Origin of the sequence: Bacteroides luti (genome assembly GCF_900128905.1) — a bacterium.
Taxonomy (GTDB): domain Bacteria; phylum Bacteroidota; class Bacteroidia; order Bacteroidales; family Bacteroidaceae; genus Bacteroides; species Bacteroides luti.
Genome location: NZ_FQTV01000010.1, coordinates 101,611 through 117,076, shown reverse-complemented (window position 1 = coordinate 117,076; position 15,466 = coordinate 101,611). Strand labels below are relative to the sequence as shown.

The window sequence follows — 15,466 nt, the reverse complement described above, 5'->3', positions numbered from 1 at the left end:
TAAGTATCTTTGTACCGTTAATCATTAAAAGCTAACATACAAAAGTAATAAATATTCTAACAATTAATGAAATATTTGATTAGAAAAGAGATAGCAGGATTTTTTAGTTCGGCAATGGGATATGTAATACTCCTGGTGTGGTTTCTGGCTGCATCGCTCATGCTATGGTTCTTTAACGGAGAATATAACTTACCGGATGGAGGTTATGCTACTCTCAGACCATTTTTTTCTCTGTCGCCTATTCTTTTCTTACTTTTGGTTCCTGCTACAACCATGCGTATGTTTGCTGAAGAAAACAGAATGGGTACATTGGAACTTCTTTTTTCGAGACCGATAAAGATTAGCACCATTGTTTTGAGCAAATTCTGGTCGGCCTGGCTATTAATGATCATTGCTTTAGTTCCCACCATAATTTATGTAATTAGCATTTATTTACTGAGTAATACTGGAATAGATTGGGGAGAAACAACTGGCGGCTATTGCGGATTACTCTGTCTGCTGGCCACGTTTGTTAGTTTCGGATTGTTCACTTCCTCACTTACAAGCAATCAACTGGTAGCATTCCTTCTGGCGATATTACTTTCTTTCTCTGCTTTCTACGGATTTGAATTGATTGCTTCGCTAACAACAAGCGGAAGTCTGCACAACGGTTGGGTTCAGCTGGGAATTCAGGCTCATTATCAATCTATGGCAAGAGGAGTGATTGATACCCGTGATCTGATCTATTTCGCCTCAATTACGCTCTTCTTTATTTATCTGACAATACAAGTAAACACACGTAAAAGATGAAAAAGAAGATTTTAAAAGGAACTGGATTACTGGTTTTACTACTGGTTATAAACTTGATTTCTTCTTATTGCTTTATAAGGGTTGATCTGACTTCCGAGAAACGCTATACTTTATCCGATCAAAGTTGCAAACTGGTTAAAAGCCTTGATAAACCTTTGAAAGTGATTCTATATCTGAATGGTGATTTAAACCCTGCATTCGATAGGTTACGTACATCTGTAAACGACATGTTAGATGAACTTTCTGTTTATTCAACTCACGGCATTATTCTGCAAAATATAAATCCATCGGCAGCTCCCGACGAGAAAAGCCGACAGGAGCATTATCTTAGAATGAACAACAAAGGAATGCGCGGACTGTCTGTTAATGAGCGTGATCGTGAAGGCAAACTTTCCTCGAAAGTAATTTTCCCATGGGCAGAGTTGATATATAATGGAGATACCATTCAGGTTAGTCTGCTTAAAAAGAATATGAATCTTACCCCGCAAGAAGTACTTAATACTTCGGCCGGAGAGCTGGAATACAATATTACAGAAGGTTTGAGAGTGCTAACCATTACCAATCCTGATCGTATTGCATTTATTGAAGGACACGGAGAGTGGAGTGAACCGTATGTATACGAAGCAACAAATCTACTAAGTAAATATTACAATGTGGACAGAGGGCAACTTAGTGGGAATCCTGAAGAATTGCTCCCCTACAAAGTTCTGATTATCGCCTCTCCTAAAAAAGCTTTTACTGAAAAAGAGAAATTTGCGTTGGATCAATACCTGATGAATGGAGGACGAATTCTTTGGTTGGTAGACGGTATAAAGATTTCTCTGCAGGATTTTGACGGTACCGGAGAATCATCAACTTTAAAGCAGGACGTAAATCTGGATGATATGCTTTTTACTTATGGCGTACGAATTAATCCGGTGACAGTGCAGGATATGCAATGCACAGCCATTCGATTGGCATCTTCCAAAGATGGTTCTAAAGAAGCATTTACTACCCTACCCTGGTACTTTGCTCCACTTATTAATCCTTCGGCAGAAAACATTATCACACGAAATATTTCGTCTCTTAAATCAGAATTTGTAAGTACCATATCTTTTGTAGGTAACAGTCAGCTAAAAAAACAAGTGCTGCTTTCGACTTCTCCGAATGCACATACTCTGCGTGTTCCGGAAAAAGTTAGTTTGCGCTATGTGGAAATGCCGGCCGACGAATCTTATTTTAATGAGCCGAATATTCCGGTAGCCGGACTCATTGAAGGAGAATTTCCTTCTGCTTTTATCAACCAGCTTACTCCTGATAGCTGCACGGAATTACCTCAAGGCAGATTGCAACAAAGCAAGAATACAAGAATTATTGTTGTTGCAACGGGAAGTATAATTAAAAACGAATGGAAAGGACAAGGTGATGAAGCACAACCTATGCCATTGGGATATGATGAAGTTTCCGGCGAACAATTAGGCAACGCTGATTTCGTGACTAACGCCGTGAATTACCTAGCCGAAAACGAACAATGGCTGAATCTGCGTTCTCATAACTACAAACTTAGGTTGCTGAAAAAACAGGCAATTAATGAAAATAGAGGCTTTTATGAATTTATAAATATCGCTACACCGCCGCTTCTACTTCTAATAGCCGGCTTCTTATTTTCAAGACACAGGAAGAAGAAACAAAGGTAGGTTTGTGTCAAATATTACACTTTTTATGCCAAATACTACCCTTTAGTTCCTTTGTTGTTTACTTATCTTTGCGATAAATAAACAACAATTAAAGAATAATACCAATGAGAAAAGTATTCGGAATTATCCCCCTGCTTTTAATTACTCTTTTGGCTAACGCTAGTCCGATAGAGGAAGCTTGGAAAGAGTGTGCAAAGATTGAACAACAAATTAAAAAAACATCTTTTCCTAAAAGGACTTTTGTTATTACCGATTTTGGAGCAAAAGCTAATAATGAAGCAGAACCTTGCCATGATGCAATTAACCAGGCAATTATAACTTGCAATCAGACTGGAGGCGGAACGGTAGTTATCCCTAAAGGTGTATTTTATACTGGCCCTGTAACATTAAAAAGTAATGTAAATCTGCATTTTGAGGATGGAGCCGTACTTAAGTTTTCTACTGATCAGAAATTATATTTCCCTGCCGTACTGACTCGTTGGGAAGGTGTTGATTGCTGGAATGCTCACCCATTGATTTATGCTTACGGTGAAACTAACATTGCTATTACCGGTAAAGGAACCATTGATGGTCAGGGTGCTAATGAAAATTGGTGGAGAATGTGTGGTGCCAAACGCTTTGGCTGGGAAGAGGGCGTTGTAGCTCAAAGAAATGGCGGACGTGAACGCTTGTTGATGTATGCCGAAACTTCGATGCCTGTTTACAAACGCATTATGAAACCTGAAGATGGAATGCGTCCTCAGCTAATCAATTTCCACTCATGCAATACTATTCTGATTGAAGATGTAAGTTTGCGTAACTCTCCTTTTTGGGTAATTCATCCGCTATTCTGTGAAAGCATGATTGTTCGGGGAGTAGACATTCTGAGCCACGGACCAAACAACGATGGTTGCGACCCGGAATCGAGCAAAAATGTATTGATTGAAAATTGTATTTTTAATACCGGCGACGATTGTATTGCTATTAAATCCGGTAGAAATGGTGATGGTCGTAAATGGAATATTCCAAGTGAAAACATCATTATACGTGGCTGTACCATGAAAGACGGACATGGCGGTGTTGTTGTAGGAAGTGAAATTTCAGGTGGATATAAAAACTTATTTGTAGAAAACTGTAAAATGGACAGTAAAAATCTGGATCGTGTAGTTCGTATTAAAACCAGCACTTGTCGTGGTGGATTAATTGAGAATATATATGTTAGAAATGTTACAGTTGGACAATGTGGTGAAGCTGTTTTGAAAATTAATCTCCAATATGAAAACAAAGAAAATTGCAAACGTGGCTTTGATCCGATTGTACGCAATGTATATCTTCAGAATGTAACTTGTGAGAAAAGTAAATTCGGTTCTTACATAGTTGGCCTGGAAGATAACGATCATGTTTATAATATAAACGTAGAAGATTGTCATTTCAATAATGTTGCTCAGGGAAATTCAATCAAAGGAGCAAAAGATATTACCTTTAAAGGTCTATATATCAACGGAAAAGAAATCAAAAAATAATTAATTACCAAGGAAGATCATTTATATCTTCAATTATTCGGATAATAAATTTATTAATTACAACAAATATAAGATTTAAGAGGTTATCATAAAATGGTAACCTCTTTCTTTTTGCAAGAATATAGCCTGAAAGTTTTATTTATGAAAGTGATACATCTTATTAAAATAATTTCTGCTGATATTTATGCAACATAAAGAAATTGCTCCTATAACTAAAAAATTTCTTTTTTTATTATTTCAAGCATCTCTTTTTTTCATTTTTCGCTATTCTCAATACGTAAATCAAAAAATAAAAAGTATCTTTGCGTGTCTAAAGCATTGGAAATTCAAAAGATGGAAGAACTTAGCACTATAAAAGGACTACTCGACAAAGATGACGTGGAGGCCGCCATAAACGCATTGGATATATTTATAGAGTCCAATCCAACGTGTGACGAGGCATATTATCTTCGCGGAAATGCTTATCGCAAACAAGGGAACTGGCAACAAGCAATTAACAATTACTTATCGGCTATAGAAATAAACCCTCAGAGTCCGGCACTGCAAGCTCATAAAATGATAATGGACATCCTGAATTTCTATAATAAGGATATGTACAATCAATAAATTCTTAAATTATGGCTAAAATAAAAGGAGCAATAGTAGTTGACACCGAACGTTGCAAAGGATGTAATCTTTGTGTGGTGGCATGCCCTCTTAATGTGTTGTCTTTAACAAATAAAGAAGTAAACATTAAAGGATACAATTTCGCTCAGCAAGTATTAGAAGACACTTGTAACGGATGTTCTTCATGTGCAACAGTATGCCCTGACGGATGTATTACTGTTTTCAAAGTAAAACTTTAAGCAATTAAAGTCATTATTAATCAATTAAGTAAAGAACTTAAAAAAATTAAATATATGGAAGAAGAAGTTGTTTTAATGAAGGGTAACGAAGCTATCTCTCATGCAGCTATTCGCTATGGAGTTGATGGTTATTTCGGTTATCCTATCACTCCTCAATCTGAAGTATTAGAAACGCTTGCTGATCTGAAACCATGGGAAACTACCGGAATGGTTGTTTTACAGGCTGAAAGTGAAGTTGCAGCAATAAATATGGTATACGGTGGTGCCGGTTCCGGTAAAATGGTAATGACCTCATCTTCCAGCCCTGGCGTAAGTTTAAAGCAGGAAGGTATTTCTTATATCGCCGGTGCAGAACTTCCTTGTTTAATCGTTAATGTAATGCGTGGAGGTCCGGGTCTTGGAACTATCCAACCTAGTCAGGCTGACTATTTCCAGACTGTAAAAGGTGGTGGTCACGGTGACTACAGATTGATAGCACTTGCGCCTGCTTCTGTACAGGAAATGGCAGATTTCGTTGGACTTGGTTTTGAACTTGCATTCAAATACAGAAACCCGGCTATTATCCTTGCCGATGGTGTAATTGGTCAGATGATGGAGAAAGTTGTTCTTCCGGCACAAAGAAAACGCCTTACCGATGAAGAAGTAATTGCTCGTTGTCCATGGGCTACAACAGGAAAAGCAAATGGCCGTAAACCGAATATCATTACTTCTCTGGAACTTGATCCTTATGCAATGGAGCAAAACAACATCCGTTTCCAGGCTAAATATAAAGAGATTGAAGAAAACGAGGTTCGTTATGAAGAGATTAACTGCGAAGATGCAGAATATCTGATCGTAGCATTCGGATCTAGTGCACGTATTTGTCAAAAGTCAATGGAACTGGCTCGTGCCGAAGGTATCAAAGTGGGACTTCTTCGTCCTATCACTCTATGGCCTTTCCCAACAAAAGCTATTGCTAAATACGCTGAAAAAGTAAAAGGAATGATCTCTGTTGAACTTAATGCAGGTCAGATGGTAGAAGATATTCGTCTTGCTGTTAACGGTCGTGTAAAAGTGGAACACTTTGGACGCCTTGGAGGTATTGTTCCTGATCCTGACGAGGTTGTTGAAGCAATCAAAGAGAAACTAATTAAATAAAAAGACGTATGTTGAATTTGGATAAAATCAGATTGATTCTGAACATACTCTTTATGATCGGAACTTTGAGTACAATCATAATCTACTTCACAGTTGCGGATCAGATGGTAATGTTTATCGTTTGTTGCTTTACCATTTTTGTTAAATTCATAGAATACGCATTGCGAATCACTCAAAACAGCTTGAAAAAAAATAAGAGGAGGAATGACGATGACTAAAGAAGATATAATCAAACCTGAGAACTTAGTATATAAGAAACCAAAACTCATGAATGACAAACCGATGCATTATTGCCCGGGATGTAGTCATGGTGTAGTTCACAAATTAGTAGCCGAAGTAATTGAAGAAATGGGTATGGAAGACAAAACTGTGGGAATTTCTCCTGTAGGATGTGCTGTCTTTATCTACAATTACATTGACATTGACTGGCAGGAAGCTGCTCATGGACGTGCTCCTGCTGTTGCTACTGCTATTAAACGTTTATGGCCTGACAAACTGGTATTTACTTATCAGGGAGATGGTGACCTTGCTTGTATCGGTACTGCTGAAACAATTCATGCTTTAAACCGAGGTGAAAATATTACAATTATCTTTATCAATAATGCTATTTACGGTATGACCGGTGGTCAGATGGCTCCTACAACTCTTGTTGGAATGAAAACTGCAACCAGCCCTTATGGTCGTGACGTAAAGCTACACGGATATCCACTTAAAATGACTGAAATTGCTGCTACTTTAGAAGGTACAGCTTATGTTACCCGCCAGTCTGTTCAAACAACTGCTGCAATTCGCAAAACAAAAAAGGCTATTCGCAAAGCATTTGAAAACTCAATGAACGGTAAAGGTTCTAATTTAGTGGAAGTTGTTTCAACTTGTAACTCTGGTTGGAAGATGAGTCCGGAAGCATCTAATAAATGGATGGAAGAACACATGTTCCCTTACTATCCACTAGGCGACTTAAAAGATAAAGAATAATCTAAAAAATCAGAGCAATGAAAGAAGAAATAATCATAGCTGGATTTGGTGGACAAGGAGTCTTGTCTATGGGTAAAATCCTTGCCTATTCAGGCTTAATGGAAAATAAAGAAGTATCATGGATGCCAGCATACGGACCGGAACAAAGAGGTGGTACTGCCAATGTTACTGTTATTGTTAGTGATAATAAGATATCTTCTCCTATTTTGAGTAAGTACGATGCTGCAATTATCCTGAACCAGCCTTCTTTAGAAAAATTTGAAAGCAAGGTTAAACCGGGCGGAATATTAATTTACGATGGATATGGTATTATCAATCCACCTACACGTAAGGATATCAATGTTTATCGCATAGATGCAATGGATGCAGCTAATGAAATGAATAATGCTAAAGCATTCAACATGATTGTACTTGGAGGATTATTAAAAATATGTCCTATCGTTACTATTGAGAATGTTTTAAAAGGACTGAAAAAGACTCTTCCTGAACGTCATCATCATTTGATTCCGATGAATGAAACTGCTATTAAAAAAGGAATGGAATTAATTAAGAAAATATGATAGCTAAAATTAAGCAACTACTAGAAGAAGTTGAAACATTAAAAGCATCTAATGCGGAAGAGTTGGAAGCTCTGCGTATTAAATATTTAAGCAAAAAAGGAGCAATTAATGACCTTATGGCTGATTTCCGTAATGTAGCGGCTGATCAGAAAAAGGAAGTGGGAATGAGACTGAATGAGCTGAAAACAAAAGCTCAGGAGAGAATCAATGCATTAAAAGAGGCTTTTGACAGCCAGGACAGCGGTTCATGCGATTTAGATTTAACTCGTTCTGCTTATCCGGTTGACTTAGGAACTCGTCACCCACTGTCTATTGTCAAGAATGAAATAATCGATATTTTTGGCCGTCTGGGATTCAGTATTGCTGAGGGACCTGAAATTGAAGATGACTGGCATGTATTCTCTGCTTTGAACTTCGCTGAAGATCATCCGGCAAGAGATATGCAGGATACATTCTTCATTGAAGCACATCCTGATATCATATTGCGTACACATACATCTTCTGTACAAAGCCGTGTAATGGAAGTTTCACAACCTCCTATCCGTATTATTTGTCCGGGACGTGTATACCGTAACGAAGCAATCAGTTACCGTGCTCACTGCTTCTTCCACCAGGTTGAAGCTCTTTATATTGACAAGGATGTATCTTTCACTGACCTGAAACAAGTGCTTCTGCTTTTTGCAAAAGAGATGTTTGGTGCAGATACCAAGATTCGTCTTCGTCCAAGTTATTTCCCATTCACTGAACCAAGTGCTGAAATGGATATCAGTTGTAATATCTGTGGCGGTAAAGGTTGTCCTTTCTGCAAGCACACCGGATGGGTAGAAATTTTAGGTTGTGGTATGGTTGACCCTAACGTTCTTGAAAGTAATGGAATAGACAGCAAAGTTTACTCTGGTTATGCTCTTGGAATGGGTATTGAACGTATTACCAATCTGAAATATCAGGTAAAAGACCTTCGAATGTTCTCGGAAAATGATACTCGTTTCCTGAAACAGTTCGAAGCAGCAAACTAACTGATCATAAATAATTAATATGGGATAATGAATAGCTCAATGAACTGAATTATTCATTATCCTTATTTTATTATATCTCCTAATAATCATCTTATGGCAAAAGACAAGCTGGTTACCCGTAGCTATGTATTTATTCTGGCTGCGAATTTTCTGTTGTACTTTGGCTTCTATCTATTACTACCGATACTTCCTTTTTACCTCACAGAGGTTTTTCATTCAAACAACGCTACTATAGGAATAATCCTTTCATGTTATACTATAGCTGCACTCTGTATTCGTCCTTTCTCAGGATACCTACTTGATGCTTTTGCCCGAAAACCGCTTTACTTATTCGCCTATTTTATTTTCACCGGAATCTTTGCAGGTTACTTATTTTCGGGAGTACTGACCTTGTTCACTATCTTAAGAATTCTTCATGGTTTTGCTTTTGGGACTGTAACTGTGGGCGGTAATACGATAGTGATAGATATTATGCCTTCATCGAGAAGAGGTGAAGGTCTTGGGTATTATGGAATGATGAATAACACAGCCATGAGCATTGGACCAATGGTTGGCTTGTTTCTGCATGAGGTTTACTCGTTTGATGTAATCTTTACCTGGGCATTTGTATCTTGCAGCATCGGGCTTTTAATGGCTTTCTTAATAAAAACTCCGGCAAAGAAATGTGTAAAACGTGAAGCAATATCATTGGATAGATTTATTCTGCTGAAAGGAGTTCCCGCCGGACTGGATCTTATGTTGCTATCTGTTCCTTACGGAATGACAACAACCTATGTGGCAATCTATGCTAAAAGCATGGGAATAATGAGTGGCACAGGATTGTTCTTTACTTTTATGGCAGTAGGAATGGCAGTTTCACGTTTATTTTCGGGTAAACAAGTTGATAAAGGACGATTACTGACTGTTTTAGCATGGGGAATGTACCTGGTTTGTTTCTGCTATTTTTTACTTTCTGCATGTAACATGCTGATGAAGTATAGCAGTACAGCTACCACAATCTTATTCTTTTTGATAGCTCTTCTTCTGGGAATTGGCTTCGGAACAATGTTTCCGGCATTTAATACGCTTTTTGTTAATCTGGCTCCAAATTCTCAAAGAGGAACGGCAACGTCTACCTATTTAACTTCATGGGATATGGGTATTGGTATAGGCGTTCTTGCAGGAGGATATATAGGACAAATAGCAACATTCGATAAGGCATTCTTTTTCGGAGCTTGCCTCACCGTTTTATCTGTAATCTATTTCAAAAGGAAAGTTGCTCCACACTTTGAAAAAAATAAATTAAGATAATATGAGAAAGAAAGAATTATACGATAAAGTAATTGAGTGGTTCAAAGAAAACATGCCTGTAGCCGAGACTGAACTTAACTACAACACTCCTTATGAATTGTTGGTTGCTGTAATTCTTTCAGCGCAATGCACAGACAAACGTGTGAACATGATTACTCCTAAACTGTTTCATGATTATCCAACCGCCGAAGCATTGGCAGCCAGTACTCCAGAAGTAATATTTGAATACATCAGAAGTGTTTCTTATCCCAACAATAAAGCAAAACACTTGGTTGGTATGGCAAAAATATTACATAACGAATTTCATGACCAGGTACCGTCCGACATGGAATTATTGGAGAAGATGCCTGGTGTAGGAAGAAAAACAGCCAATGTTATTCGTGCAGTGATCTTCAATAAAGAGGCAATGCCTGTTGATACTCACGTATTCAGAGTCTCTAACCGGATTGGTCTGACTACAAATTCAAAAAGTCCGCTTGCAACAGAAAAAGAACTTGTAAAATACATTCCGGGTGAATTATTACCCATAGCACATCATTGGCTTATTTTGCATGGAAGATATGTTTGCATAGCTAGAAATCCAAAATGTGATAGTTGTGGGTTAAAATTGCTATGTAAATATTACAAAAGAGAATATAATGTGATAAAACAGTAAGATAAAAGAGTAAAAAACAGAAAATAATTAAATAATATTTAATTGATAAGTAGGAAATAATTAATAACTTTGCGTTCGCATTTAAGAATAATAGAATTTTAAATTATAAGAGAATTATGCAAACAATTGACAAATTCAACTTTGCCGGTAAAAAGGCATTCGTTAGAGTGGACTTTAATGTTCCATTGGATGAAAATTTCAACATCACAGACGACAATCGTATACGTGCTGCCCTTCCTACATTAAAGAAGATTATCGCTGATGGCGGTAGCCTTATTATTGGTTCTCACCTTGGACGTCCGAAAGGAGCAACTGAAAAATTCTCATTAAAACATATTATTGGTCGTGTATCTGAATTGCTTGGTGTAGAAGTACAGTTTGCAAGTGACTGTATGGGCGACGAACCTGCTGCTAAAGCTGCTGCTTTGAAACCAGGTGAAGCTTTATTGCTTGAAAACCTTCGTTTCTATGCTGAAGAAGAAGGCAAACCAAGAGGTCTTGCTGATGATGCAACAGACGAAGAAAAAGCTGCTGCTAAGAAAGCAGTAAAAGAAAGCCAGAAGAACTTTACTAAAGCTCTTGCTTCTTATGCTGATTGCTATGTAAACGATGCATTTGGTACTGCTCACCGTGCACACGCTTCTACAGCTCTTATCGCTAACTACTTCGATACTGACAATAAAATGTTCGGTTACCTGATGGAAAAAGAAGTAAAAGCAGTAGAAAAAGTAATGAAAGACATTAACCGTCCTTTCACTGCTATCATGGGTGGTTCTAAAGTTTCTTCTAAAATTGAAATTATCGAAAACCTTCTTACTAAGGTTGACAACCTGATCATTGCCGGTGGTATGACTTATACTTTCACTAAGGCATTAGGTGGTAAAATTGGTAATTCTCTTTGTGAAGATGACAAGCTTGATCTAGCTCTTGAATTACTTGAAAAAGCAAAAGCAAGCAACGTAAATATTGTTTTGGCTGTTGACGCTAAAATTGCTGATAAATTTGCAAACGACGCAAACACTCAGTTTGTTGATATTGATAATATTCCTGACGGATGGAGTGGTCTTGATATTGGTCCTAAGACTGAAGTTTTATTTGCTGATGTTATCAAGAACTCTAAAACTATTCTTTGGAATGGTCCTACAGGAGTATTCGAATTCGAAAACTTCACCTCTGGTTCTCATGCAGTAGGTGTAGCTATCGTTGAAGCTACAAAGAACGGTGCATTCTCACTTGTAGGTGGTGGTGACTCTGTTGCTTGTGTAAACAAATTCGGTTTAGCTGATGGCGTTTCTTATGTATCAACAGGTGGTGGTGCATTATTAGAAGCTATCGAAGGAAAAGTTCTTCCAGGAATCGCAGCTATTCAAGAAGCATAATTCTCCCTAGGGAGTAGATATAGAGAAGAGAGTGCTTCAAAAGTTAAAGCGAATCCCTGGATTCGAATTACTTTTGAATCGCTCTCTTCTTCTTTTATTATATTTTTATAGGATCTTCGCTTTATGAAAAAATACATTTTTATCGTTAGTATTATCCTTACTACCTCATTTTTTATTTCCTGCAAAGGAAAAGAAAAGGTTGTAGATAAGAATGAACTTCAGGAAATAAATCTCGGTGTGATGCAGTCAATGGATTATGTACCATTTACCGTAGCTCAGAAACAAGGGATATATGATTCACTGGGATTAAAAGTAAACTTTATAAAATATCTGTCCTCAAGTGATTTGGAGCACGAGTTCAAATTAGGCAAATTAGACGGTGCCATAACAGATTTAACAAGAGCTATAGCTCTGCAAGCAAATGGTTCCAAGTTAAAAGTCATAATGAAAAACGATGGAATTCTCTATTTGATAGCAGGAAAAGAATCTGGCATAAAAAAACTTACAGACCTACGAAAGATGAATGTTGGTGTTTCAGAAAATACCATAACAGATTTTTCTACAGATATTGCCTTAAAGGCAGCTAACATCCTGACCGTAAACGTAAACAAGCCTAATATCAGCAAAATAACTGTCCGGTTGGAAATGTTGCAAAACGGGCAGATTGACGCAGCTTTCTTCCCCGATCCGTATGCAACTATCGCTATAAGGGATGGACACAAATCATTAGAATCGACTAAAGATTTGGGCATTAATGCAACTGCTACCCTATTTTCCGAGAATGCTATAAAAGATAAGAATAACGAAATTATGGCATTAATACTTGGATACAATCTCGGCATAAACTTCATAAAAAGTCATCCGAAAAATGAATGGATAGAGACTCTTTCTGAAGATTTCGATTTAGCAAGATCCGTGGTAAAGCAGATTCCATTACCTGATTATCATAGAGCCGAACTTCCTAAGATTAAAGACATAAAAGCCAGCATTGGATGGCTTAAGATTAAACAGCTGATTCCGGAGGACTATAACGAAAAGAATCTGGTAGATAGTACGTTTGTTAATCAGCCATAACTCATCATTTAAAAACTTTCAGGAAAGCTTATTTGATTCTTGTACAAAAGAATAGATTCTTCTGTACAGAAGATTTAATTGTTTTGTACAAAAGAATGCAATCTTTTGTACAAGAATTCTTTGAGCATTGCCCTTAAAATCATAAAGGATAAAGATTAGGATAAATTAAATAGGCTAATATGAATATTTTTTTATCTTTGTTTGTTATAAAAGAAAACTAATAGCACAAAACTATGAACGAAGCAGCCATAAACGAAGAATATGAACGGATTATCCATTTCCTGGATCAGAAAAGATTATCTGAAGCATTAAACCGTTTGGAAGTTTTTACTCAGGATATATCCGATTGGGGGTTGAAAAACTCTTTGGAAGAATTGCAAACTTCTTATAGATATATGTTGCAGTACATGCAACAAGGCATTACAGATCCTGAACGTAATAATCTCTACAGAAAACTATTGGCTACGGCATACAAGCTAACAGACAAAGCCAGAATTGGTAAACTTACCCCAAACTCTACTGAGTATTATTATGATCGGAGAAGGTATCATAAATTTATTCCGCTCCGTACCCTTCCGGCAGTACAACTGGAACTGGAAAGTTACACCGAAGACATGGCTGTGGGTAAGCTGCTCCACTATACAGAAAAGCAGGCCGCTGATCTGGCAGTCATCCGTAAGCGTCATGAAATAGCTGTATCAGAACTCTTCTATATCCTTTGGTTAGCCGACCATTGGGAAGCACAGGAGGAAGAAGAGGCGCGCAACTTCCTGCAATCTTCACTGGTTCAGGTCAATGACCTTTGCTTGTTTGTCAGCGCATTGACATTGAGTTTGATGCAATACTTCGATATTCGCAAATTCATGCTGTTGTTTGATGCATACCAACATAGTGCAAACGATATAAACCAACGGGCTATTGTAGGACTTGCACTTATTATCTACCGTTATGATAAGCGTTTGTCTCTGTATCCTGAAGTAGCAGCCCGACTGAAATTATTAAACGAAGATGCAATCTTTGCTAATAACCTGAGTGTTATACAGATTCAGCTTTTGCGTTGCCGGGAAACAGAAAAGATTGATAAAAAGATGCGTGAAGAGATTCTTCCTGAATTAATGAAGAATCCGAACCTGAAAAATATTAAGTTCAACAATGAGGCTCCGGATGAGGAAAGCGGTCAGAACGATAAGAATCCTGATTGGGAGGATTGGATGGATCAATCCGGCCTGAACGATAAGCTTAAAGAGATGAATGAGCTTCAGATGGAAGGTGCAGATGTATATATGAGTACTTTTGCCCAACTCAAGACTTACCCTTTCTTCAGAGAAATGGCCAACTGGTTTTATCCGTTCGACATGCAGCACTCTTCTGTTGTACAAACATTCTCTACTACTCCGGTAAAACGAGATGTATTGTTGGACACCATTTATCAGTCTGGATTCTTTTGCAACAGCGACAAGTATTCTTTCTGCTTCACCATGATGCAGGTTCCGGAAGCTCAGCGAGAAATGATGGCTCAGCAATTTGAGGCTCAGAATGAAGCAATTAATGAAAGCAATAGTTACGATAAGATTCTGGCTTTTGCGCAACATGCAGATACCATTAGCAATCAGTACATACACGACTTGTATCGTTTCTTTAGGATTCATCCACGCAGACATGAGTTTAAAGATCCATTCATGGAATCTCTGAACTTGCAACATTGCGTTACGCTAAAAGATACAGTTAGCGACACCAGCAATCAGCTTACTCTTGCGGGATATTTCTTCCACAAGAATTATCTGATTGAAGCCTGGTTGCTTTATGAAGATATAGTTAAAGACAAGAAGGGCGATGCTGAAATCTACCAGAAGATGGGTTATTGCATGCAAAAGAACAAAGGCTACGAGAAAGCAATTGAGGCTTATCTGCAAGCTGATATTCTGAAGCCCGACAGTATCTGGACAAACAGGCATCTGGCTATGTGCTACCGTCAGCTAAACCAATTGGATAAGGCACTTATTTATTATCAGAAAGTTGAAGCTGCCCAACCGGATAATCTGAATGTGCTGACACAGATAGGTCACTGCTTGGTGGGACTCAAACGATATGACGAAGCTTTGAACTATTTCTTCAAGGTTGATTATATCGACTCTGAATTACCTAAGATATGGCGTGCAATTGCCTGGTGTTCTTTCGTTATTGGAAAACATGAACAGGCTATGAAGTACTACCATAAGTTACTGGAAAAAGAGACTCAATTGCTGGACTATCTGAATGCAGGACATGTGGCCTGGAGTTTGGGACAGTTAGAGAAAGCCGTAAAAATGTATGCCACCAGTCTTGCAATGAGCGATAATCAGGAGTCTTTCCTCGAACTGTTTAATAAAGATAAAGAAGACTTGATTAAACAAGGTATTAAAGAGGATGATATTCCGCTAATGCTAGACTTGTTAAGGTATTACCGATAAGAATATATAAATAAATTTTATATACATACATAAAAGATTTTATTGAAGGATTTTGAATAAATGCATATAAAATAAGACTACTATACATAAGTATATCAGACAGTTATCGTGTAAATTC

14 protein-coding genes are annotated in these 15,466 nt (G+C 37.6%); all 14 read left to right on the top strand.

Translation table 11 applies throughout. The features are described from left to right. Positions 1-66: 66 nt before the first annotated feature. The 14 genes from BUC21_RS10435 (at position 67) to BUC21_RS10365 (ending at position 15,348) form a co-directional block, all read left to right on the top strand. Positions 67-789 carry an ABC transporter permease subunit gene (locus tag BUC21_RS10435; protein ID WP_073401989.1) on the top strand — a complete coding sequence of 241 codons (723 nt, stop codon included), beginning with the start codon at positions 67-69 and terminating at the stop codon, positions 787-789. Then, complete coding sequence (gene gldG, locus BUC21_RS10430; RefSeq protein ID WP_073401986.1) at positions 786-2,465, top strand: gliding motility-associated ABC transporter substrate-binding protein GldG; 1,680 nt, start codon at positions 786-788, stop codon at positions 2,463-2,465. The genes BUC21_RS10435 and gldG overlap by 4 nt, the downstream gene beginning before the upstream one ends. A 104-nt stretch (positions 2,466-2,569) precedes the next feature. Then, the gene (locus BUC21_RS10425) at positions 2,570-3,967 is read left to right on the top strand and encodes a glycoside hydrolase family 28 protein (protein ID WP_073401983.1); all 1,398 of its coding nucleotides are present in this window, start codon (positions 2,570-2,572) and stop codon (positions 3,965-3,967) included. Positions 3,968-4,300: 333 nt separating this feature from the next. Continuing rightward, entirely contained in the window at positions 4,301-4,573 is a 273-nt protein-coding gene (locus tag BUC21_RS10420) for a tetratricopeptide repeat protein (RefSeq protein WP_073401980.1), read from the top strand. An 11-nt stretch (positions 4,574-4,584) separates the two neighbouring features. After that, positions 4,585-4,812 carry a 4Fe-4S dicluster domain-containing protein gene (locus BUC21_RS10415; RefSeq protein WP_073401977.1) on the top strand — a complete coding sequence of 76 codons (228 nt, stop codon included), beginning with the start codon at positions 4,585-4,587 and terminating at the stop codon, positions 4,810-4,812. Positions 4,813-4,866: 54 nt separating this feature from the next. Beyond that, a complete protein-coding gene (locus BUC21_RS10410; RefSeq protein WP_073401974.1) occupies positions 4,867-5,949 on the top strand; it encodes a 3-methyl-2-oxobutanoate dehydrogenase subunit VorB in 1,083 nt (360 codons plus the stop codon). A gap of 210 nt (positions 5,950-6,159) precedes the next feature. Further along, positions 6,160-6,924 (top strand): thiamine pyrophosphate-dependent enzyme, encoded by a 765-nt coding sequence (locus BUC21_RS10400; protein WP_073401970.1) that lies wholly within the window; start codon positions 6,160-6,162, stop codon positions 6,922-6,924. A 17-nt stretch (positions 6,925-6,941) separates the two neighbouring features. Next, a complete protein-coding gene (locus BUC21_RS10395; RefSeq protein ID WP_073401967.1) occupies positions 6,942-7,484 on the top strand; it encodes a 2-oxoacid:acceptor oxidoreductase family protein in 543 nt (180 codons plus the stop codon). Beyond that, the gene (pheS, locus tag BUC21_RS10390) at positions 7,481-8,500 is read left to right on the top strand and encodes a phenylalanine--tRNA ligase subunit alpha (protein WP_073401964.1); all 1,020 of its coding nucleotides are present in this window, start codon (positions 7,481-7,483) and stop codon (positions 8,498-8,500) included. The genes BUC21_RS10395 and pheS overlap by 4 nt, the downstream gene beginning before the upstream one ends. Positions 8,501-8,593: 93 nt before the next feature. Beyond that, complete coding sequence (locus BUC21_RS10385) at positions 8,594-9,790, top strand: MFS transporter (protein ID WP_073401961.1); 1,197 nt, start codon at positions 8,594-8,596, stop codon at positions 9,788-9,790. Position 9,791: 1 nt separating this feature from the next. After that, positions 9,792-10,445, top strand: a complete 654-nt coding sequence (gene nth / locus BUC21_RS10380) for an endonuclease III (RefSeq protein ID WP_073401959.1) — start codon at positions 9,792-9,794, stop codon at positions 10,443-10,445. A 116-nt stretch (positions 10,446-10,561) separates the two neighbouring features. Continuing rightward, positions 10,562-11,824, top strand: coding sequence for a phosphoglycerate kinase (locus BUC21_RS10375; protein WP_073401957.1), 1,263 nt, complete (start codon positions 10,562-10,564; stop codon positions 11,822-11,824). A gap of 123 nt (positions 11,825-11,947) precedes the next feature. Next, positions 11,948-12,898, top strand: a complete 951-nt coding sequence (locus BUC21_RS10370; RefSeq protein ID WP_073401955.1) for an ABC transporter substrate-binding protein — start codon at positions 11,948-11,950, stop codon at positions 12,896-12,898. 233 nt (positions 12,899-13,131) lie between these two features. Continuing rightward, positions 13,132-15,348 (top strand): tetratricopeptide repeat protein, encoded by a 2,217-nt coding sequence (locus BUC21_RS10365; protein ID WP_073401953.1) that lies wholly within the window; start codon positions 13,132-13,134, stop codon positions 15,346-15,348. Positions 15,349-15,466: the final 118 nt, after the last annotated feature.